Genomic DNA, 22,489 nt, shown 5'->3' with positions numbered 1-22,489 from the left:
TATTTTGTCTTTCTTTATTTAAGTTTTCCTGTTACTTTATTTTCTGATGATAGTAACTTCTCCGTTTTTTCCCAATTTGATGATAGAGCTTGGAGTGTGTGGTTTGTGCTCTTGTCTGCGAGTCCAGCAAACATAGTCAACAGCATTGAGTATTTCCTCGCTGATGTCACAATAGTTAGCAGCAGCAGGTTCACCACTTACGTTGGCACTTGTACTTACAATTGGTTTCTGAAACTTATAGCATAGTTCCTTGCTAAATGCTTCCTGTGTAATGCGCATTGCGAGACTTCCGTCTTCAGCGATCAAATTATCAGCTACATTAACAGCGTCATCAAGAATAATTGTTGTCGGCTTTACAGTTGTTTCAACGAGTTGCCATGCAACCTTAGGCACATTTCTGAAATATCTCTGCATTCGGTTGTCAGAATCAACAAGGCATATAAGAGCCTTAGAATCGTCACGTTGCTTAATTTCATAAACTTTAGCTACAGCCTTTTCGTTAGTAGCATCACATCCTATACCCCATACAGTGTCTGTTGGATAAAGAATTACTCCGCCATGTCTCATACATTCAATGGCATTCTTAATGTCTTCCTGTTGTGTCATCTTTTTGTTTATAAATCTTTTCAAGCGCAAATATATAGTAAAAAGTTTGAACTGCCAAATTACTTCCAAATTATTTTGCCGCTAGAAAAATAATGAAATTATTCATATTATCATTATTATTCACTCTTATTCAAGTGTGAATGTCTTGTCTCTCATCCCATTCAGAAAAGCCTTTGCATCCATTCTTTTTTTGCCAGCCATTTGAAGTTCCATGATTTCTAGGCAACAGTCACTACACATCACATAGAGTGAGTTTTTTTCCTTGAATACCGTTCCAGGTTTTGCATCATCATGGATATCAGTTTTAGCTGTTTTGAAAATCTTCAGCACCGAAGTTTTATTATCTTCTGTCATATTTGTCCATGTTCCAGGATAAGGACTTAGACCGCGCACGAAATCATATACTTCCTTTGCTGTCTTATTCCAATCTATTTTACATGTTTCCTTGAATATTTTAGGAGCAGAGTTCAATTCTTTGCCTTCTGAATCTGCAAACTGCGACTGTTCCATAGCGTCAACATTTCCATCGTTAGCAATTATCATATCAATAGTTTCCTTTGCAGCCTCTGCACCAAGTTTCATCAAACCATCATACACGTATTCAACGTCTGCATCATCAGGAATAGGGAAATGCTTCTGCATAATAATCTTACCCGTATCAATATCTTTGTCAAGAAAGAATGTTGTAACTCCAGTTTCAGTTTCTCCATTAATTATAGCCCAGTTTATAGGTGCTGCACCACGATATTGTGGCAACAATGCTGCATGAACATTAAACGTGCCGAATCGAGGCATATCCCATACCACCTCTGGAAGCATACGGAAAGCAACAACTACCTGCAAGTCAGCTTTGTATGATTGCAACAACTCTACGAATTCAGGGTCTTTCATCTTCACTGGTTGCAAAATCGGCAGATTATGCTCCATCGCATATTGTTTCACTTGTGACGATTGCAGTTGGTCTTGATGTCTTCCCACAGCTTTATCAGGTTGTGTCACAACAGCAACAACATTATATCCACCTTCAACAAGGTTTTTCAATGATTCCACCGCAAATTCCGGTGTACCCATAAATATGATTCGTAAGTCTTCCTTTTTCATCTTATTCTATTTTTATACCGCAAAATTAATAAAAATACTTCGGTTTATTATTATTATCCTCAAAAAAGTTAAATTAACTGCTTATTCTCCTGCAGTGTCACGACTGTCGTTCTCAGCGTCATCAGCGCAAACTAATCCATGTCCCCAACCTGTCTTTCCTGCGGGAATATGCGTAATCTGCGGGAGAAGATGTCGTTTGCGTTGATGCATTAATTTGCGGGAGAATACATCTGCTTTAGCAGACACTACAAATTTTCTGCGGGAGATTAAACTAAAAAGCCTCCACACTCACGTGTGAAAGCTCTCCAATACATCCCCACCGGGATGTACTCTTCTTAGACAAAATAGCCTTAGAAGAAAATGAATAGAACTAACTATCCATTAATTTATAGTGATAAATATATTCTATGCCCTTCGATTCTCACGAACCTACTCTTCGCATGAAAAGATCATGAGGGACATTATAGAATTGAGTTATATCTTATTATTCAATACTATTAAGCATCGTTGTTATATTTAATTAGAAGTTCAAATATCATGCTTGTTTTGATAATAGCTGTTTGCTCTATACATCAGAGACAACATATCTAGATTGATATTCACCATCTTCTCGCCAACCGTATAACACATAGTGAATTAATTTTTAAAATTTACGACCGCGACAGGCGGTTTTTAAGATGCTGTGCACACATAATATTTAATTTAAAATAGATAAATTATTAAATAGATACATAGTTAAAATGCGAGGACAGGCCGAACGTAATAAGCCAGATAGTTCTTATAGAACTTGCTCAAGACGATGCCCGAACTAAGGAAGCTAACTAACGCAGCGTTGTAAGTATCATACTCTGAGGCAGACCAATAATAGTAATCTGAAGCTAATGCTATACCTCCTACTGCTACTATGGCATTGTTAACATTGGTTGTTGCTGTTGAACCGTTATAAAGGGTGCTATTTCCAGAATTAGAATTTTGCTGACTGATAAGATCAACCTTGCCAAGATTGGCACAAACATCCCACCATTGACCTATGCTTGGAAGATACCAACCACTGTTAGTAAAATGAGAAACGTCTACATTGTAGTTATTAGCTGCCTGCCATGCAGGATAGCTGCCGTTGCTTTTATTATAGCCTTTAGTAAATGTTCCGTAATAGCCCGCAGTAATATCATTATAATAATCGGCAAAGGTGGTAACTTTTGTAAGACCGGCATCACCTGGATAAGGTCCCCAAGTAGGATTTCCAGAAACATCAGTTAGTGCCAAAGCATAACCATGTCTATAGCCTGCACTGTATTCTGCTGAGCTTAACTGATTAGAGAATACAATACCTACTACTGTATGACCAGTTTTAGTAGTTCCTGTTGTACCATCACTGTATAAATAAGTACCTACTGTCGCATCACCGAAATAAACATTAGTTCTCGTACTTGTTGTTGGAGAATATGTCACTCTAACATCATTAGCACCACTACCAGAAATTACTATATTGCATTGATAATTAAAATTTCTATTTATATTAAAATTGGTATAATCTACAACAGGACTTACTGCATTCGTAACTCCGCCCAAATAGACTCGATATATTGATGTCCATCCTCCATTATAACCATACCCCTTCGCCGTTATCAGTAAATATGAAGCACCGTTCGGTGCATTAGCTGATGTTCTTAATTCTGCTGTATTTGACGCAGAATTTGTACCTGCTAGGTTCTCATAGATATAATATGTTCCTGCTGTAACTGTAGTACCTGCATAGACTGAAGTGGCAACGGCATCATAATTCAATCCTGCAAATCCTGTTGTGGGATTAGATGTATTACCTGATGCTATACAACATTCATTGGGAACATTACAAAGCTGATAACCGGTTATTACTATGTCACTGGAAGGTGTTATCGTAAAAGTATACTTACTGTATAATCGTCTTAAAGTAACAGCCTGAGTATTTGCTCCGCTGCTCAGCGTTACACCTGGAATTGTACCATATAATACCTCATTACTTTTTGCTCCCAATGCAGTCGCTGATGCCAATATTGGAGTTACCTTTGCCTGTAGTTCTGCAAATGTGCTTATTCCGTCAAAATAAGAACTGCTACCTGTATTGGCTATAGCGCAGATGGTGCAACCACTACTAACCCTCACAGGAACTGATACAGAGGTAGGACTGCTTGAGGCGTATGCACTACCAATCAAATGCCCCTGACCATCAAAGACAAGCACATTAACATTGTCTATCGCATCACTGATCGTTCGTGTGGCTACAGTCGTAGGATCCTGCTGAGCAATCTTTACTGTCAGTGTAGCATCATCCTGCCTCTCATCAAGCATATCGTCCATCGTACTACATGAAGATACGAATGCCAGTGTAAATAATATATAGAGTGTATATGATATTCTTCTAATCATAATTGCATTATCAATAATATATAAATTACGGTATTACAACATGCTGGGTATAAACTGCCCATGGCATAACTGTCAGAACAAGTTTTCTACTGCTGCAGTCTACGATGATAACCTTGTCGTCACCGGAATTCAGCGTTACCAGCTTACCATCAATGTCGCGGTTAGTATCCCAGATAAATGTTTTATCCAATGCACGTGACTTTCCGGCGCTTTCAGGAGTATCACCATAAACGGATACGGTCAAATATTCTCCATCCTGTGTAGGGAAAGTATTTATCGGATTTGTGACTAATTGGTCGGAGCCTTCAAAGGATGATGACGGGCTATAAACTATAGAATCTCCTGTTATCTTACCAGAATATGTCATCTTACTACGGAACCCAGAAAGTTCAACACGATAATCCCGATCTCCGAAGTACTGCTTCAGTTGTCGTATCACCACATGAAGTCTGGCGGGCTTGTTCTTCATAACAATATTTCCATATACAGCTCCACTGCCTGCCGCCTGAGAACTGATATCATAAGTGCCGTAATACAACGAAGACGGAAGCAGGTATTCACCGGTAACTGAATCGCGCTTTACGCTTACCGACATGGAATTCATGTCGGTACCGACAGCTGGAGTGAATACCTGCGCACTGTCCTTATTTGAACTGCCTATCGCTACAAGAGAGGCATTACCAAGTCTGCCGTCATAACTGATTTTATAGCTACCATCCGGATCTGAGGTAACGATACGGTCAAACTTACCGTCTATGAAGAGATATGCCATCATGTTACCCTTCACTGCCTCACCCAAGGCGTTGCCTACGCTGTCTGTCTGTGACACGATCAACGAGTATTGCACGCAGTTGGAATAGTCATCGTTGATGCATGAGGCAAGCAACGACAATAGTGGAAGCAACAGTAGATTATGATAATATCTTAACTTCATAATACGATTTTATTTTTTATTGTCTTTTACTGTATTACTACGGTCTGTGGATTAGCAGTCCAGCCTGTAACTGCAAAATGAACAGTAGCTGTGGCTGGCGTTATGTTCTGTGAAGGGTCTGTTACACCACGACCTTTGAGTGTAACATCAAGCTGATAGATATTATTTGCTGTTATCACATCGTTGTTTGTTGTAATAGATTCTGTAGACATCGCGTCATCATTAATGATGATTGGATAATACAGTTCTGTGCCCGCATCACCGCTGCTTGTCTTAAACAGTCCCTTGATAACTAATTTTGTTGGATTTGTTGATGAATGGGGAAATACATAAAAGTAATAAGGGGTTGTGGATGTTAAATATACAACAGGATCAGCATCTGTACCTGTTCCTGCACCTACATTGGTCAATGCTCCACTACTTAAATAAGCATAATCATTAAGAGAGGAAATTGCACCTGATGCATCTGTCTGTTCACATTTACCAGTTGTACCTGATGACTCTGAGAGAGCAGGATTCTGACTGGCGGTTCCGCCATAGGTGCAGACATCATTAACATTATACATGAATATTTCATGTACTGTAAAAGATGCTGTAGGATATGCTGTTGTACTAGCAAATGCAGACTTCAGAGAGTTCAGATCTATACGCGCTACAAGGCGACCAAGATTAACTGTCACATCTGAAGTATTTGATGTGGCAAAAGAAGAGAAGCAGTTATCATCCTTACCAAACATTGGTAAGCCTGTCATTTGCTGAGAGTTAACGGTATTCTTTGCACTATTGTCTTGTCCGTCAGTACTTGTTGTGTAACTCAAATCGGCCTTCAACCCCGTGAAGTCTGTAGTAGAGGTACATCCTAAAAATAAATTTTTGTCAGCAGCAGAGTTTACTGTGTTTGCAGCAATATATATTTTTCGTGCCTGGGTTGTTGTTGTTATTGACGTTTGAGAGGCTGTGTTGATTGTTACGGTACTACCATTGGCATCAAACAGACCTGACATAAAAGCATTAACAGTACCCTCGCCTGTTAAAGTATTAGAACTTGTAGGAAGAGTGGATGTAGAAGACGCACGAGTGCCCTGTATACCTAAGTTTAGATTAACTACTGCCGGACTACCTTTGGCTGTAGTTCCTTCTTCCGTGTCGGAAGAAGAGCAGGATGTCATCAATATTACTGACAACATTGCTGATAAAAGCAAATAATTCTTATTCATAGTCTCACGTTTTTATTATTAATTCTTATTATTAATATCTTTATATAATGTTAAATGTTATTAGGTCAGAAAGCTAGAACGGGCCTAACCCTACAGATTGTAACCTTACCATTACTGTACAAGGGCGTATTACCATCGCTACCGAACCCCCCGTAGTAAGCAGAACTAAAAGTATACTCTGAAGAGCTCCAATATACTTCACCATTATTTGTGAACAAATCCACATTATAACCATTTGTTTTTAATACATTCAAATATACATTTATAGCCGATACACATAAACTTGAATAATTTTTACCAGAGCTATCATCTCCGCTATACCACCTAAGCCAATCCGTGCCAGTGTTCGTATAAGAAACTCCGCTAGAGGAAACCGTTCCTCCCAGATTTACACATATATCATACCATTGACCAATACTTGGAAGATACCAACCGCTTGTTCCGCTTAGAGCTATATTATTACCGCTTTTATCTTTTGCTATATAGCCTTTTGCAGCTATTCCCGCTGCATAACCTGTTGTCTGTATAGTTCCAGTATGCGAGAGACCGTCCTTATCTGCCATGATCTGAGCTGCAGTCGTAAAGAATGAGCCGGTTGGATTGCCACTATTTGATGTGTACCACTGATATGCTGCGGTACTATTACCAGCATTCTGCAGAGCCATGGCATATCCATGCCTAAAGCCTTTCGCCTGATCAGCTGCACTTGTTGTTGTACTGAATACGATTGCTACAGGAGTCTTACCTGATACAAGGGTACTGCTGTATGAACCATCCGAATAGAATATATCACCGATCTTGGGACCGAAATATTCTGAAACGGTCGCACTCGTGAAATTATCAACACTTGTGGTTACGGTAACATTGGCTGAGGTTAGTTCATCGGATACATTCGCCACACCAGTACCATTGAGAGTGACAGAAAGTCCATAAGTAGTATTCGCACTTATCTTTGAGTCACCCGTACCGGATACAATCGTCGAAACAATGTTGCCGGTTGAGGAACTGTTTACTATTATCGGATAATATGTGGTGTATGTTGTACCGCTGTTTGTCTTGAACGTTCCCTTGATGACCAGTTTTGTAGGACTGGTGCTGCCATGAGGAAACACATAGAAATAATAAGGAGCACTGTAGGTGCTGATCGTACCGCTGCCCAGATATGCAGTATTAGCATTGCCCGCGATATTTTCTCCGCTTACATTACCGGAAACAGTCTTTGTATTCCAGTTGGTAAGCTGGTTGCTGGCATTATACATGAACACTTCCGTGGGAGTAAAGCTGCAGCCATTGTATGAACCAGTGAAGCTGTAGGTTATATTTGTCAGTGCAACGCGCGCTACCATGCGGTTCAGGGTTACAGTCGGGCTCAGGGTTGTACCTGATCCCCAGTTTAATGTCTGTACATCGGACATCATCGGTAGCGACTTCATGCTCTGAGAGTTTGCCGTGGTAACACCGGTATTGCTCTTGCCACTCACTGATGTGGTATAGCCTAAGTCCTGAGCCACTGTATAAAAGTCACTCAGAATATATTTGCCAGCAAATGCACCAGTTGGTACATTAGCAAAGATAAGCATTTGTACAGCATCTGTACGGGTTGAAATATTTTCATCTCCGCTGTAATCATACTCATACAGGGTAACCAGCTTATTGTTGGCATCAAAGAGTCCCACACATATATGGTTAAGCGTTCCCTCATTACTCCCCACAACAGAACCATTATCTGTCGGCAGTGCTCCGTTGGCACGCGTCACAGCACCTGTTGAGAGTGAGAGGTTCACCACGGCAGACTTAGAGGAGCCGTCATCCGGTACGACGGTGTTGTCCGACGCACAGGAGAATAGAAGCATACATGCCGCCAATAGTGATGATATGTATAATGTATGTTTCATAAGGCTTTATTTACTATATTAATTATCAATCGTTTTACTTACTTTGTTGATTATGCTTTATTTAATCTTCATCAGCTCGGTCAGGGCTTTGTCTGCCTGTACAACTCCAGCAGCCTTTGCCATCTTCAGGTAAACCTCTGCCTTATCACGATTGCCCTCGCTAAGATAAAGGAGTCCCATATTGCAGTAGGCTCTTGGATCAGTCTCCCAGCGCTTAAGATACTTATGCGCAAGGGTTACGTCGTTACGTGTCAGAGCTACACCGGCTGCATTGATATTAGCCTCTGGATTATCAGGGAACAGACGGGCTGTCAGATCCAAGATGTCGTTGTATTCGCGAGAGCCCTTCTTATAGAATCCAGCTGTGGCATAGAGTTCACCCAGCGTCATTGTTGCAGGGTTTGAACCAAGGTGCTGCATAGCAGAGTTGCTGTCGAAACCATCGTGACGGAATGTCAGCGTATATTTGATGCGATAGACCTTTGGAAAGATGAACTTCACCATATACTCATAAGGCATGCCGTGACCGATGTTCTGGATTTCACGCTCACGACCATTGACTACGTCGATGCTCTTAATGATGTCTACAACGGCTTCGCGAAGATTCATGCCGCTACCCGCTACAAGCGAAGAGATACTGTCCCAGTCCTCAGCAAGCCAGCCTACGGTAAGGTCGTTGCGATTGGTGAGCTTCTGCTTCATCAAGTACTTCTTCAAATCAAGGGAGCGCTCCATTGCCTCACTCTCATTACGGCGGTAGTTGCCGATAGGAGCACCGAAGCCGTTGATGCGAAGCCCAACAAGGCTAGTTCCGTAACGCTGCAATTCGCTTTTCACGTCAGTGGCGATGGTATTGAACACGGTATGGTTGAATCTGCTGCCGCTGAGTTTGGCGAGCGACTTGTTACCGAAGATTTGAATCTCACCGCTGCGATGGAACTTGTCAATGTCGGAGCCCTGAGGCTGAAGGAACTGAACATAGTCCATCAGATTATAATAATGTACATTGGGATCGGGATTGTCGTTGCTCATGTCGTGGAGGTAGATGTTTTTCAGCACAAGGTCCTCATAGACGTGTCCGCGGTGACCGGTACAGTTAAGTTCCTCGCTCTCCACATACATACGGCAGTCCTGCATCCAGTCCTTATAAGGAACTGTTGTGTCGTAGACAAAATAGCGCTTAGCAGCACGACTGTCCTTGACTACGATGGGGATATTGCGACGGACCTCAGAAAGAACCTCTGTGCGATGGGCATCGCGCTCACGTTCACGACCGTTAATAACCACTGAAGAAAGCACGGAAACCGCACTGTCTGTCTTAAGAACGGGGGTGAATGTCAGCGACTCACAGCTTCCCACAACGCTACTGTCGTAGCTTACCTTCATGCGCACACGGAGAAGGTCGCCCTGACGGGTAAAGTTCTCTGAGTTGACGTAGATCTGTCCGCCGTAGACAGTCTGGGCGGATGCTGCGGATGCGACTCCGCTAAAGGCAAGAAGAAAGAATGCAGATTGTAATAGTTTCATTTCTCTATAAATATTATTTCATTGTTATTATCTTATTATATACACCAGTGATATCGAGAGGGAGACAGGACCGACATAGTCGTGACTCTTCGTATATTCGAGGTAGCCGTAGCGTCCCTCACGGTAATGGCGATAGCGCAAGTGCAGGTAGCCAGCAGACAAGGAAGTATCTATGCCCCAGTGAGGAGAGAGGATCCTATGCCAGCCGAAAGTGAGTCCGGCACCGTTGAAGTTACCTTCTGCACGGTGATGGGAAAGATGAAAAAAGGGAAGTCGGCTTAAGTTGAAGCCTCCGTGAATGCCGAAGACTCCGATATAGGGACCATTGAAGGATTTGCGGAACCAATGACGGGCTTCGTACTGAACTGACCAGTTCTTCCATTTACGGTTATCATCGTATGATATCGGGCAATAGGTTGAGGAAACACTCAGGGTGAGGGTACTGTCAAGGCGGACCTCAGTACCCAGGGAAGGGATGCATAATGCATCATAGAGCAAATTGGATTTCAGTGCAACATGCTGAGCCTTCAGCTGAAATGGGATCAGCTGAAGTATGAATATAAAACAATACTTTAGGATAAAGACACTGTTATCACCCACTCGTCTATCTACGATTCGTCTAAACATTATCACTAAAAAAATAGTTTCTGTTACTTTACAAGTAACAGAAAGGAATGAGTGATATTTAGAGTATAAAAGGGCACGAAAAAACTGTCATACGTAAATAGTTGTTACGTGTGACTGGAGGAGGCAGATGAATAAATCATCAAAATATATCCAAATATGAATATATTTCGGATGTCTGTTTCCTCTTTAATATGTTTTTCGTTGGTTTTTAGTTAATTAATGCAAATTAATATATAATTCAATAAATTAATCACTACATTTGCCAAATAATTATTTATAGCCGTTACTTGTAAAGTAACGGCTATTTTATTTGTACTTAAGAGTCTGTGCTACAGGCGTAACCGCCCTGTCAAAAGACATTTCTACACATCATTTATTTTCTACACACCTGCATACCTTTCTGTTGGCAAGCCCTATCTCTTTAGCATTGAAGCCCTTGAGATATATCTGCGTGGTCTTGATGTCGGCATGACCGAGAGCGGAACTGATCACCTCCACAGGAACATGACAGTACAGAGCCGTGGTAGCCCAGGAATGGCGGATGGTATAAGAGGACACATGAGCCTTGATACCAAGTTTACTGGCAAGACGCGAAAGACTGGCGTTAAACTTGCGAAGCAATGACTGGTAATGGCGGTAGCCCGCCTCGGTATTCATGTCTGAAGGGCATACTGCCGCTTTCTCTATAAGAGCAACCGTCTCTTTATTGACAGGAATGCTGACACAGACTCCCGTCTTACGGCGGCTGTAGTTCAGAGACCCGTCCTTGACTGAGTCAGCGCCGACATGCTGAAAATCAACAAAGGGAATACCACAAAGACAATACATGAGTCTGGCAATCTGCTGAGCACTGATGAGTGCTGGACTGCTTACCTTGCCAAAAAAGAGTGTATTCAGGTCAACGGGCGACATCGCTTTCTTATGGCTTTTGTCAATGCCCGTATAAACATCGTGAAACAGATTATAAACATGTTTGGTAAGCCCTGCATACACAGCTTTGTTATATAGGGCACGGAGCATGCGCATATAAGTGGACTGAGTATTGGGGGAATAATTCCGCTGAATGAGATACATTTTAAAAACATGAAGGGAATTACGGTTGATCTCACTGAAACGGATAACATCGTGACCGAGACATTTACAGAAAGAGCGCAGTGAAATGTCATACAAATGGGCGGTTGAAAAACGACCCTCTTGCCGAAGGTCACGAATACAGGTCTGGGTAAAAGAAGAGAATGTTACTGACATAATAATGATAATAATAAAAATAATATTTAAAAAGTGAATTACAAATTTACAAATCAAAGACCAATAAAAAGAAAGTAAAAACTCATTTTAAATTTAATAACAGACGAATCACTGTTATTTTAATACAGATTATATATGTCAGTCAAAATAATAGACAAAGCCGTTCCCCGCTGATTCCCGTTGATATTCTTTTTCTTTGCATGTGAACGGCCTATTCTCCCGCAGATCTCGCAGATTCTCGCAGATTACGCAGATTACGCAGATAAACACCCAAACAACACGAACAACACTAACTGTCTTTATCTGCGAAATAATGCAGCCTGCTGCATTCATCTGCGACCTCTGCGTTATCTGCGAGAGAATAGGCCGTTCAAGTTGAGACAATAAGTCTGCGGGAGATAATGCAACTCATGCTGTTTCTCTGCGTAAATCTGCGAGATCTGCGGGAGAATTATCACACAAGCGTACTCAATCTATCTACAGAAGCACAAACAATAACCATCTGCGAGAAACCTAAAAACATAAAAGGGATGCGCTTTAGCACATCCCTCTGTTGTTATCCTGCCATCCATACCGTGCAGCTAAGTAGCGCTGTGAGCGCTGCGATTAACCATATTAAGTTGGTTATGATTTTAATTAAGTCGTTGAAATCGTGATAGCTCACTCGGCTAGTTCTGTGTTTCGTTCTGTTGCGTTCCAAGCAACCCCAGAAGACTTGAAGCGATAGCGATTACTATCTTGATTATCCATGAAATGTTTACTTTGTTCTTATCCATTGTTTGTGTTTGTTTTTAATTTGTTGTTTTGTTTAAAAGCAATGTCCCCCTGTGCGCATCAGGGGGAGCTATGTTTAAGGCTTTACGACTCCTCCGTTTGGATCACCTGTTTTGGGTGCACCCTTGATCTTGTTGTACTCTGCGTACTCCTTGACCTGCGTACCGGTTACCAATGCCTTGGTGCGTGTCTTTGAACCTGCGTCTACATGTGCTTCCGGAGAGAAGCGGATGTTGACTTTCTTGATGTTCTTGGCAGGTGTGAACTCCTTGATACTGTCTGCGCCTACACATTTCAGTGTGAGCTTGAATGAACCTAGTCCTGCGATCTTTACGATTTTTGAGTCCTGAAGTTCGGCTGTCATCACCTCTGCAAGTTCTGTGAGTACTGCTAGTACATCACTCTTTTTAACTGAGCAGTTTGCCTGAATCTTTTCTGCCATGTCATCAAGTTGAGCTATTCCGTGATAGACGGCACGAGCGTAAAACTTGTTATAGGTTTTCAGATTCTTTTTGTTTTTGTTCATGTAAATTTTGTAATTCAGCATGTTTCTTTTTCCTTTCGTTTTAAATTGTTTTTTTTACTGTTTGAGACTTGCTGAAAGCATCATATATGTGCACCTATAATGTTCCTCCTTTCATTAAGCCCAGTCACCTGATTTTCAAATGACGATGCAAAGGTACTGCGATATTTCCATGCTTGCAATGAAATACTCGTTGGCGTGTTAGCCAAAGTTGCGTTGCCCTATGTTTCACCTTATTACAGTTATCTATACACGCGCACGCACATAGGGTTTTCAAAAATACTAGCGTCTAAGTGTCTTGTCATTGATTATCAACATGCTACGTTTCAAATCTGCATTAATCAAGTGGCACCAACGTGTCATTTGTAGCGATGTCATAACGGCGAGACTTTCCCCTTGTCAGCTTAAACTTATTCCTCATCAGAATATGCCCTACACGCATGATGTTGCTGTTGTTGATGCTGATGTTACGATACTTCGTTTTCATTTTCTGCACAATCTCCGTTGCCGTGAGACGCATCGCCTTCTCTTCTTTCGCAGGACGGTGAAACATCTCAAAGAAGATGTCGTCCATGCAATCAATCTGTAGGAAATCGGCATTAGCAAGCTGAATCTGATGTTCCGCCTCGTTGTCGAAATAGGTTCTTGCTCCCGATTTTATTTCCTCAACTGCCTGAGCATACATCTGTTCATAGTTCACTGCCGTGCTTGTGTCTATGCGTTCCTTCACCCTGATACACATGTATCGTCGTGAACCGGTATAATCTATCAACGGTTGAGGGTTGTTGGTCGTGCCGATGAAAGCCGCATATCGCTTGTGCTGCTGCGTGAGGCTCTCATATAGATTTCTAAACTTCACATCAACTGCCTGCAACATATACTTCAAAAATGCTGTCTGGCGCTTTGAAATACTGTCATATTCATCTATGTTTATCAGTATGAATCGGCTCAATGCCTTCACGGCATCCTCCTTCTTCGTGAAGTCCACACGGTCTGTATAGTAGATCTGCTGTTCTTCGGGGATGATCATTCTGCAAAATGTTGACTTTCCGTCTCCCTGTTCGCCTACCAACAGCGGAACAAGTGAATTACCGTGCATGGAGTTTCTGCGCATCCACTGGCTCACCATACTGATAAACCACAGATGAAAGTTCTTCACCCAGTCCTGGTTATCCGTTTTCACCCTCTGGGCAAACTTATCAATGCGGTCCTCGCCATCCCATTTTGGCAGATAAGTTATCCAGTCTGCAATCGGGTCGTAATCTTCTGTGAATGATGATTCTATGAATCGCTTCACGTCCTTGTCCCATGCGTCAATGCCCTCAGACTTTGCGTTGATTGTTATCGTGTTAAGAACCTCTTTTGTAACGGAGTTCCACGAGAATATAAAACTGTCACGTTCCCTGTATTCGCAGTCGTTTGTAATCTCATTCTTGCGGAAAGCATATCTCACGGCAAGAAACGTGCGCAGTCTTTCCATGTCGATAGTCATCTTTGATACCGCACAGTCTGACTTTGGCGCACTCGTGTCATACACGTTGCGGAAGCAGTTGCGTACGATATAATCAAAATTACAGTATGGCGCATGTCGCATCAGTCTTTTGATGCAGAACTCCTCCGCAAGACCGTTGCGCTGACAGTTTTTTGCCAATTCCGTTACAATCTCGTCCATATCCATATCCACGGCACTATTGATGAGATTCAGAAATATTGTCTGAAACTTCGCCATAGCCATGTGCTGCTTTTCATAAAAAGGAATCACGCCCGTTTCCCTGCCTGCATTGTAGCTTGTCTTCTTCATCTGGTAGCGAATCTCACTTTTCACTCTTTTCTCAACGCCTTCATGGGGCTGCTGAAGAATCATCGGTATAGCACTGGCATTAAGAAAAACGTGCTCGTCCGTGCTTATTCTGCATACGGTTTGAGTGGTAGGCACTGTTCGCTCGCATTTGATGCCAAGTTCCGCCTCGTAAAACTTAGCACATGTGAAGTAGGCATGCTGATGAAAGAAGCAGATGTCCTGTTCTGTCTGTGGCAGCGTACCGTCTGGCAGTGTAAATGCCACTACGATTTTCAGTGACTTTGCCGATGCTCCAGTAAAACACATCAGTGTCTGCGGAAGTCCCTCTGCAAGAAACTTCAGATTGTTCAGCCAACCGTCCTCTGCCTTGAACGACAGCAAAACATAGCCCGTGTACTGTTTTCTGCACAAAGAAAACTGTATCTGTGGCAGTTCTGCCGTCTCAGCAAGCTTCATACCCGCAATATTGGGGTATGAGTTGAGGGCATATCGCAGTTTATTGCACTGCTTTTGGTATTTTTCACCCCGAATCATGACAAACAAATCATCAAGACTCGTCAATTTTTGTTTGATTTCCTGTTTTGCCTTATACAAAACATTGATTTTTGATATTTTCATTCTGTTTTTTCGTTTTTATGAGCTAAAATTCCGTTCTACGAAGCATTGCTTGCCGTTTTACGAAGCAACGTTTCTGTTGCTACGACATAAAGTTTGCGTTTCATCGATCAAACGTTTCCGTTTCTACGTAGAAACGTTTTTGTTATTTGCCATTTTACCGACAGTATGTTTTTGAAAAATAGCATCTAATACGTTGATTATCAGCAAATAGACGTTTCGACGCTTATTAATTTGTAAAACCTATGTATCGTTTTCCAGTTCCCTGAGTATGCGCCTTACCCGTGAGGGTTTGATGTAGTACTCGTATTTGCACTGGTTGCATACCTGTCGATAGGTTCCAGACTTCATGCGTTCTAACTTCTGTTTAGGAAGTTCACGCCCGCATTTCTGGCATCTGATTGTTTCGGGGAGCGTTCCCCGATTGATAAATTTGACATATTCGTTGTTGTTTTAATTGTTAATACTTATATTTGTTGCTTTTTTCCCGCAGATTCATTATTCTTTCCTTGCTCTTCCCTTTTTGTTTTATTGCTTGCTCATTTCTTGTTCTTTCCTTATTTTTTCCTTGCTCTTTCCTTATGTGTTTAACGGCCGATTCTCTCGCAGATCTCGCTGATTACGCAGATAAAAGACAGTTAGGTCAAATAGATCTGCTAAAGCAGATGTCGCAGATCTCGCTGACAAAGACAGTTACCACATTGTAGAGATACTGCCGTTCATGCTGTTTTGATGTTTGTCTGCGAAATAATGCAGCTTGCTGCATTCATCTGCGACCTCTGCGTTATCTGCGAGAGAATAACATGCAAGAGGACTCAATCTATCTGTGAGATACGCTCGTTCTTTGCTTGCTCTTTCCTTATGTGTGAACGGCCGATTCTCTCGCAGATCTCGCTGATTACGCAGATAAAACCACAAAACTACACCAATAACTAACTGTCTTTCTCTGCGAAATAATGCAGCTTGCTGCATTCCTCTTCATTATCTGCGGGAGACAATGTAGTTCATGCTGTTGGCCGTTTGTCTGCGTGAATCTGCGTTATCTGCGGGAGATACGGCTGTTTATCATGTGAGTAATCTTGCATGCGAACCTCATTTTCTCTGCGGGATATAATGCAGTTCACGTTGATACAAGAAACTTTGCGGGAGAACTTCTAGAACGGACATTCAGGCAGAGTAACTGGGTTGAAGTCAATCTCCTGAGAAGTGGCTTCATGCTTCGTCCAGTCACTATCATCCTCACTGATGGGACTATACGTCTTATCGAAGTTCTGATTGCAGCCAGCGTATCGCATGGTGTTCGTGGAATACTTCAGCGCAACAGTACCCGTCTTTCCGATCTCATTCCAACGGCATTTGATGCAGTTCCAGTACGTTACTTCCTTCAGCGGGTCCTCGTCCTTCTTGCGGTCAAGCCAGAACACGTAATCACTCTTGTTTCCGAAGTCACTGCTACCGAAGATGTCGTTGATGGTGAGCTTGGTCTTGTCGTCAAACTTGCGGGGGTGGTGCATCATGAACACGGGCACTTTGTACTGATGGGCGAACTGCACGATCTTCATCAGCAGCATCGTGTATTTCATCGTGTCCGTGATGCCAGTCTGTTCTGGTAGCTGAATCCAGTTGAAAGGGTCTATTATCAGCATGTCGCACAGTCCCTGGTAATACTCCTGCTGCGCTATGTGCAGGATGCCGTCTATGTCGTTGGTCACGTTGGCGTCAATCTCACGGATATACTCCCTACAGATGTCCTTTGCCCGCTGATAGGCTGGCTCAATCAACTTACCCTTGCTGAACTCCTTACCCGTCATCACGTTGATCATCTCAGAGTAGTGACGGGCTGTAGGATATTTTTCAGGACTGTAAACGAGGATGTGCGTGCCGTAAAGATGCACCATACTCATCATGATAAAGTTCATCATCGTTGACTTTCCACTGCCCGGAGCGGCAAAACCAAGATAAATCAGTCCGTCCTCAATCCTGAAGATATTGTTCAGCTTCGCCACGTGCAGGTCCTTTGCCTTTGGAAGTCCGTTTTCGTAAAGGTCATCAAGCTGCGACTCCACGCTGTCGAGTTCCACAAGTCCCGCAACGTTCATCTTCTTTGCGTGCTCAATGCACCATACCACGGCATCCCTGCCTTTCTCCATCAGCATCTGGTTGGCATCCTTGGCACAGTGCATGTTGTCCTCGCCCTCGTCGTCCTTCCATCTGTAAGTCCAGTCAACACTCTTCATCCGTGACTCCCCGAAGTAGGCAGCCACCTTGTTGCGTGCCTCAATACCAGGCTCATCGGTATCTCCCGCATAGATAATCGTTGCCCCACTAAAATAGTCCTTGTACTTGTCGAAACATCGCAAATCGCTCTGTGCACCATTAGGTAGACTCACCACCGCCTCATAGCCACATTCGGTGCAGGCAGCCGTGTCCATCATGCCCTCTGTGATAAGTATCTGCGAGGCACCTATGGCACTGTTGATGTTGTAGGGAATCTTCTCGCAGCCCTGTTCAAAGAAGAACTTCTTTTCTGTCTTTGAAGCCAACTTAAACTGCACGTCAACGGTGTTGCTGCCGTCGATGAACGGAAATCCGATATATTCCTCCTTTGTCGCTCCGTGCTCAATCACCCTTGTCCTGATGCCAAGTTTATGTGCGGTGTCCGTACTGATGCATCTGTATTTGAGATACTCCATCGTCTTTGTGCCGAAGTTGGGCATGAAATAATCAGCCGTTGGCAGGTTGTATTTCTTCTTGGCATACCGCTTTTCCTGTCCCTCCTTCCATGTCTTGAAATGACTTTCAAGCAGAAACACCGTTCCGCATCTGAAGCAGTGTCCCCAACCAGTATCAAGGTCAATACTCACGCAGTCGGAGTTGGGCTTGTTGCCCTCGTGACTGCTGCATTCAGGACACTTGCATCTTATCTTTCCGCTCGTCTTTGCGCTTGTGGACCGTGATATCTGTAAATCCGCCTTTGCTACAACCTTGTGACCGTAGCCGTCATCATACGTCTGTCCCATGTTATTGCATATTATGAATTCGGCGGTACTCGTCGTAATAGTCAGACCGTGCAGCCATTTCAGGGTCCATCCTGAAATCACCAACTGGAATGAATTCAAGTTTTATCCAGCTCCATATCGTGTTTGGATCCATCTGCCGTGGAGCATCAGGCGGTATAATCTGGTGGTGTGAATCATATCGTCTGCCATTTTCCTTGTAGTCGTAATAATCGTCCTCGCAGCATTCCATGGCGGTCTTCCTTACCATTTCGTCGTATTTATATTGCTTGTAGTATTCATCAAACGCCTCTCTTGTCTTGCGTCCCTGTTGGAGCAGATTACAGAAATACCACCTTGCGTTTTCGTCCGTGTCAAAGGTCTTGCCCTTTGCCTTACACTGCATGCCGAACCACTCCATACAGGCATCGGCAACAGTCCTGTCGGTAAGGTCCAGAGCCGTAACTCCAGAAATGGACTTCACCCAGTCGGCGTCAGCAAATGATTTTTTGATAGAATCAGAAGAAGAACCAACGTTTGCGTTTACGACATCGCTTTTAATATTCGTAGTCGTAGACGAAGAATATCTTTTATCTTTATCTATATTTTCTTTATCTCTATTTCTATCTTTATGTTCTATATAGTGGGAGTACTGATTTTCAGTGAGTTGCGGAGTTATTTTTGCAACTTTTTTTGAAAATGTTGCAACTTTGTTGGAACTTTTTTGATTTTTCTTGCAACTTTCATTGTCTTTCTTTGTGCTTTTCCACCCTCCAACACACTCCTTTATCTCATCATCAGAAGGGTGTTCTGGCAAACCGAGCGTAGTACGCAGATAAGGACTGTAAAAAATGTCAGTGTCTTTTGGACTGCAAAACAATCCATAGTTATTGATTATCTCAAGCAGAAACTTCTTATTCTTTCCCATTGCTCTGGCAAGACTCGGAATGCTGATATAACTTCCCAGTCCATTCCTGCGGTCAACAAGATACTCAAAGATGAACATGATCGCTCCACGTCCTTCAAGTCTATGATTGATGTCTAATTTCTGCATTTCCTCACTATTAAGGAAATTTGATGATAGCATATAGTATTTCATGATTCTTGTTAATGTTTAGCTGGATAATTTTCTATTCTCATTCTTCTGTTCTTTTCATCACGTTTAATAGAAACGTGAATCCAGAAGATACCACATCTGTTGTATTCAAAAAGTAGTTGATCGTAAACGCAGTGAGCAACAATAAAGTCAAAATATTTACGAGCCAGATCTTTATCACAGCACCTGATGTCGGCAGCTTCACCAAACTGATGTTGGGAGTTACCAACTCCTCCTACACGCTGATTGAGCAAAGGGCAGCGGAAACCGCTATTGATTCTTATTACGCCGAAATGTTGACGCATAGGTTCTAGGATTTTTTCACACAGATACTTTAAGTTTTCAATCTCTGTTTCGCTAGGCATGTTGTCAATATGATGATTGATAGCAGTCTCAGAATAAATCATTTCATTAAGGGAGAAGTGCGAAGAAAGCATCTTCTTTTGAGTTTTTTTTAAAATCATAATCGTTAAAAAAAAAGGACAAAGCTACCGCTAGAGTGATTGTTCATCATCCTTTAAATAGTGGCTAATAACTAAGTCGTTGTTATATGTTTATTGGTTGCTTTTTATGTAATCATATTAAGATTTACATTATTTGCCCCTGCTTGTTGAAGCAGGGGCAAACATAATCTAATGTAAGTTATTTTTCTAATCATAATCATACAGTTTTAATAGCTTGATTGCTTATACAAATTTACGAAATGTGCAAGCGTTTTTGGGTGTTTTGTCGAAAACTTGCAAAAAACTAGTATGTTTTTGAAATTGTTTAACAATCGAAACACTTTTTAAAAGATTTGTACAAGATACTTGTAGACTCTTTCTTTTTTCTTTTTCTCATGTGTGCCATGCTGTCATAGGGATTATGAGGTAGTTTTTCACCTAATAAATCAAATATCAGACTACATGTTTCCTTGAAATTAAGCATGTGAAGATTCTCGCCTTCAATTAGTTTGTTTGCATAAAGTGCATAGCATATTTCAATAAGTTCAGACTTAGTTCCGTTCCAATAGTATTTTGGGTTATTCATTATGATAAATCATTTTTTTATTGTTAATAATATTGTTTGTTTACCAAAGCAAAACTGGTATCAGGCTTGTGTTCATGTTAAGGGACATGAATATAGTAATTCATGGACTCACCCCGTCTAATCACATAGTGTTCTGACACGGCATTTTGTATGGTATGAGATCGCACACGTTGCCACATCAAACTTATTGAGTCGTTCACACATGAGGCAGGCATACTGGTTCCCATACAGAATATATTCTTCTGTATCACAAAGGTATAAATATATATTTACATATCAAAATATCAAACAATATATATCCAATAAATATTTATTTTTTTTGTATGTATTAATCACGCAAACCTACATTAAACAGACTAACTTTGTGATACTTTAACACTTTTAGCCACTTTACTATCTTTGTTTGCTCATTAGCGAAAATATAATACATACCATATAGTTACTATATGGTATATTTTTCTTGTTTGCTTGCTCTTCCACATATTCTAAACTGTAATATAATCTGCTGTTCTCCCGCAGATTACGCAGATAAAGTTAGAATAAATGAATCATATTATTTTTTGCATGTGTGAACGGCCGATTCTCCCGCAGATCTCGCAGATTTACGCAGACAAAAGACAGGTTGGGCAAATGGATCTGCTAAAGCAGATGCCGCAGATCTCGCTGACAAAGACAGATACGATACTGGGTAGATACTGTCTTTCATGTTGTTTGCTCCTTCTCTCCTTGCTCTTACGTTACTCTTCCCTTTTTGTTTTATGCTTCTTTCCTAGTTCTTTCCGTTCTTTTTGCTTGCTCTTTCCTTATGTGTTCAAACGGCCGTTCACGCGTTTCTCGCGGAAATAAAATGCAGAAACGAAGGAAAGTTTTCGCTAAGTCATGCGCAGAGGAAGCTTGTTTATTTTGCCATGGCGAGAAAACTTCTTCAGAGAAGAAATTTCGTGCCAGTGAATACAGAGTCAAGTTTACTTGAACTATGTTGAGTGCAGCCGAAATTCTTTATCAAAAAATTCGCTTGCATTATTCGCTTGAGTTTCAAAAAACGCCTACAGGAAACGCACCTAAAGGTGCCAAGAAAAACTACAAGAAATTCCTTTGAGAAATTCTATTGAGTAATACTCCTTAATGAGCTTTCTTTGCAGATAACTTAACGGGAACTTTTCTGCTGGCTTTTCCTGACACCTTTAGGTGTGTTTCATGCCAGCTTTCCGAAAATACGTGAGCAATAGAGACCGTTTTTCCTTGGTTTCTGAATTTTATTTCCGCGAGAAACGCGTGAACGGCCGTTATTGTTGTTTCCATTAATTTATTATATTATTTTTCCTTTGTATGTGTAAACGGCCGATTCTCTCGCAGATCTCGCAGATTTACGCAGACAAACCAAAAACTACACTAACTGTCTTTCTCTGCGAAATAATGCAGCTTGCTGCATTCCTCTGCGCTATCTGCGAGAGACAATGCCGTTTAAGTTGAAGCAATAAATCTGCGGGGAAATGTAGTTAAAGCTGTTGGCCATTTGTCTGCGTAAATCTGCGAGATCTGCGGGAGATAATGCCGTTCACATATACAAAGAACGAGCAATAAAACAAAAAGGAAAAAATAAAAGGAAAAATAAGGGAATCTGCGGGCTCTTAAAAAAAAAGAGCCCCCACACTCGCGTGTGAAGGCTCTCCAATACATCCCCACTAGGATGTACTCTTCTTAGACTAAATGGCCTTCGAAGAAAATGAATAGAACTAACTATCCATTAATTATTTATAGTGATAATTGTTTAGACGTCCTTCGATTCTCACGAACCTACTCTTCACATGAACGAGTCACCAGGGACATCGTAGAATTGAGTTTTCTTTTTGATCCAATGCGATTAAGCATTGTTATTATATTTTATTTAGAAGTTTAAACATCATGCTTTTTTCGTAACTGCTGTTTGCTCTATATATCAGAGACAATAGTTCCAGATTGATATTCACCATTTTTTCGCCAACCGTATAGCGGTAGAAGCGTGGATAACATTTAGCCTTTTCTATTGTTAAACTCAATAACTTCATTGTATCACGATAGATCGGTAAGTCATAAGATAATGCCATGGCT

The 22,489-nt window shown here is 41.7% G+C and carries 20 protein-coding genes; all 20 read right to left on the bottom strand.

Features of this window, described 5'->3' with window-relative positions:
* Nucleotides 1-36: 36 nt before the first annotated feature.
* Entirely contained in the window at nucleotides 37-606 is a 570-nt protein-coding gene (locus prwr041_RS10565; protein ID WP_207153741.1) for an L-threonylcarbamoyladenylate synthase, read from the bottom strand.
* 126 nt (nucleotides 607-732) lie between these two features.
* A complete protein-coding gene (gene fmt / locus prwr041_RS10560; protein ID WP_207153740.1) occupies nucleotides 733-1,707 on the bottom strand; it encodes a methionyl-tRNA formyltransferase in 975 nt (324 codons plus the stop codon).
* A gap of 81 nt (nucleotides 1,708-1,788) precedes the next feature.
* On the bottom strand, nucleotides 1,789-1,917 hold the full coding sequence (locus tag prwr041_RS13720; protein WP_262897000.1) for a hypothetical protein: 129 nt from the start codon (nucleotides 1,915-1,917) through the stop codon (nucleotides 1,789-1,791).
* Between the two features lie 525 nt (nucleotides 1,918-2,442).
* Nucleotides 2,443-4,116, bottom strand: a complete 1,674-nt coding sequence (locus prwr041_RS10555) for a DUF4906 domain-containing protein (protein WP_207153739.1) — start codon at nucleotides 4,114-4,116, stop codon at nucleotides 2,443-2,445.
* A 25-nt stretch (nucleotides 4,117-4,141) separates the two neighbouring features.
* Entirely contained in the window at nucleotides 4,142-5,050 is a 909-nt protein-coding gene (locus tag prwr041_RS10550) for a FimB/Mfa2 family fimbrial subunit (protein ID WP_237072221.1), read from the bottom strand.
* A gap of 26 nt (nucleotides 5,051-5,076) precedes the next feature.
* Complete coding sequence (locus tag prwr041_RS10545) at nucleotides 5,077-6,267, bottom strand: hypothetical protein (protein ID WP_237072220.1); 1,191 nt, start codon at nucleotides 6,265-6,267, stop codon at nucleotides 5,077-5,079.
* Between the two features lie 65 nt (nucleotides 6,268-6,332).
* The gene (locus tag prwr041_RS10540) at nucleotides 6,333-8,162 is read right to left on the bottom strand and encodes a pilus assembly protein (protein ID WP_237072219.1); all 1,830 of its coding nucleotides are present in this window, start codon (nucleotides 8,160-8,162) and stop codon (nucleotides 6,333-6,335) included.
* 57 nt (nucleotides 8,163-8,219) lie between these two features.
* Nucleotides 8,220-9,689 carry a tetratricopeptide repeat protein gene (locus tag prwr041_RS10535; RefSeq protein ID WP_207153738.1) on the bottom strand — a complete coding sequence of 490 codons (1,470 nt, stop codon included), beginning with the start codon at nucleotides 9,687-9,689 and terminating at the stop codon, nucleotides 8,220-8,222.
* Between the two features lie 27 nt (nucleotides 9,690-9,716).
* The gene (locus prwr041_RS13800; protein WP_394370794.1) at nucleotides 9,717-10,316 is read right to left on the bottom strand and encodes a DUF3575 domain-containing protein; all 600 of its coding nucleotides are present in this window, start codon (nucleotides 10,314-10,316) and stop codon (nucleotides 9,717-9,719) included.
* A gap of 369 nt (nucleotides 10,317-10,685) precedes the next feature.
* Nucleotides 10,686-11,564 (bottom strand): tyrosine-type recombinase/integrase, encoded by an 879-nt coding sequence (locus tag prwr041_RS10525; protein ID WP_207153736.1) that lies wholly within the window; start codon nucleotides 11,562-11,564, stop codon nucleotides 10,686-10,688.
* A 668-nt stretch (nucleotides 11,565-12,232) separates the two neighbouring features.
* On the bottom strand, nucleotides 12,233-12,340 hold the full coding sequence (locus prwr041_RS13675) for a DUF6486 family protein (RefSeq protein ID WP_237072218.1): 108 nt from the start codon (nucleotides 12,338-12,340) through the stop codon (nucleotides 12,233-12,235).
* A 74-nt stretch (nucleotides 12,341-12,414) separates the two neighbouring features.
* Nucleotides 12,415-12,864 carry an HU family DNA-binding protein gene (locus tag prwr041_RS10520; RefSeq protein ID WP_237072210.1) on the bottom strand — a complete coding sequence of 150 codons (450 nt, stop codon included), beginning with the start codon at nucleotides 12,862-12,864 and terminating at the stop codon, nucleotides 12,415-12,417.
* Between the two features lie 334 nt (nucleotides 12,865-13,198).
* A complete protein-coding gene (locus prwr041_RS10515) occupies nucleotides 13,199-15,280 on the bottom strand; it encodes a VapE domain-containing protein (RefSeq protein WP_207153735.1) in 2,082 nt (693 codons plus the stop codon).
* Nucleotides 15,281-15,970: 690 nt separating this feature from the next.
* Nucleotides 15,971-16,249: a hypothetical protein gene (locus prwr041_RS10510; RefSeq protein ID WP_207153734.1), complete on the bottom strand. Its 279-nt coding sequence runs from the start codon at nucleotides 16,247-16,249 to the stop codon at nucleotides 15,971-15,973.
* A gap of 182 nt (nucleotides 16,250-16,431) precedes the next feature.
* Nucleotides 16,432-18,297, bottom strand: coding sequence for a bifunctional DNA primase/helicase (locus prwr041_RS10505; RefSeq protein ID WP_207153733.1), 1,866 nt, complete (start codon nucleotides 18,295-18,297; stop codon nucleotides 16,432-16,434).
* A 1-nt stretch (nucleotide 18,298) separates the two neighbouring features.
* A complete protein-coding gene (locus tag prwr041_RS10500; RefSeq protein WP_237072217.1) occupies nucleotides 18,299-19,372 on the bottom strand; it encodes a hypothetical protein in 1,074 nt (357 codons plus the stop codon).
* An 8-nt stretch (nucleotides 19,373-19,380) separates the two neighbouring features.
* Nucleotides 19,381-19,833 carry a D-Ala-D-Ala carboxypeptidase family metallohydrolase gene (locus prwr041_RS10495; RefSeq protein WP_207153732.1) on the bottom strand — a complete coding sequence of 151 codons (453 nt, stop codon included), beginning with the start codon at nucleotides 19,831-19,833 and terminating at the stop codon, nucleotides 19,381-19,383.
* Nucleotides 19,834-20,137: 304 nt separating this feature from the next.
* Complete coding sequence (locus prwr041_RS10490) at nucleotides 20,138-20,398, bottom strand: RteC domain-containing protein (RefSeq protein ID WP_207153731.1); 261 nt, start codon at nucleotides 20,396-20,398, stop codon at nucleotides 20,138-20,140.
* A 1,122-nt stretch (nucleotides 20,399-21,520) separates the two neighbouring features.
* Nucleotides 21,521-21,700, bottom strand: a complete 180-nt coding sequence (locus prwr041_RS10485) for a hypothetical protein (protein WP_207153730.1) — start codon at nucleotides 21,698-21,700, stop codon at nucleotides 21,521-21,523.
* 575 nt (nucleotides 21,701-22,275) lie between these two features.
* A complete protein-coding gene (locus prwr041_RS10480) occupies nucleotides 22,276-22,485 on the bottom strand; it encodes a four helix bundle protein (protein ID WP_207153729.1) in 210 nt (69 codons plus the stop codon).
* Nucleotides 22,486-22,489: the final 4 nt, after the last annotated feature.

The organism is Prevotella herbatica, from assembly GCF_017347605.1.
GTDB lineage: Bacteria > Bacteroidota > Bacteroidia > Bacteroidales > Bacteroidaceae > Prevotella > Prevotella herbatica.
This window is presented reverse-complemented; position numbering and strand designations above follow the sequence as displayed.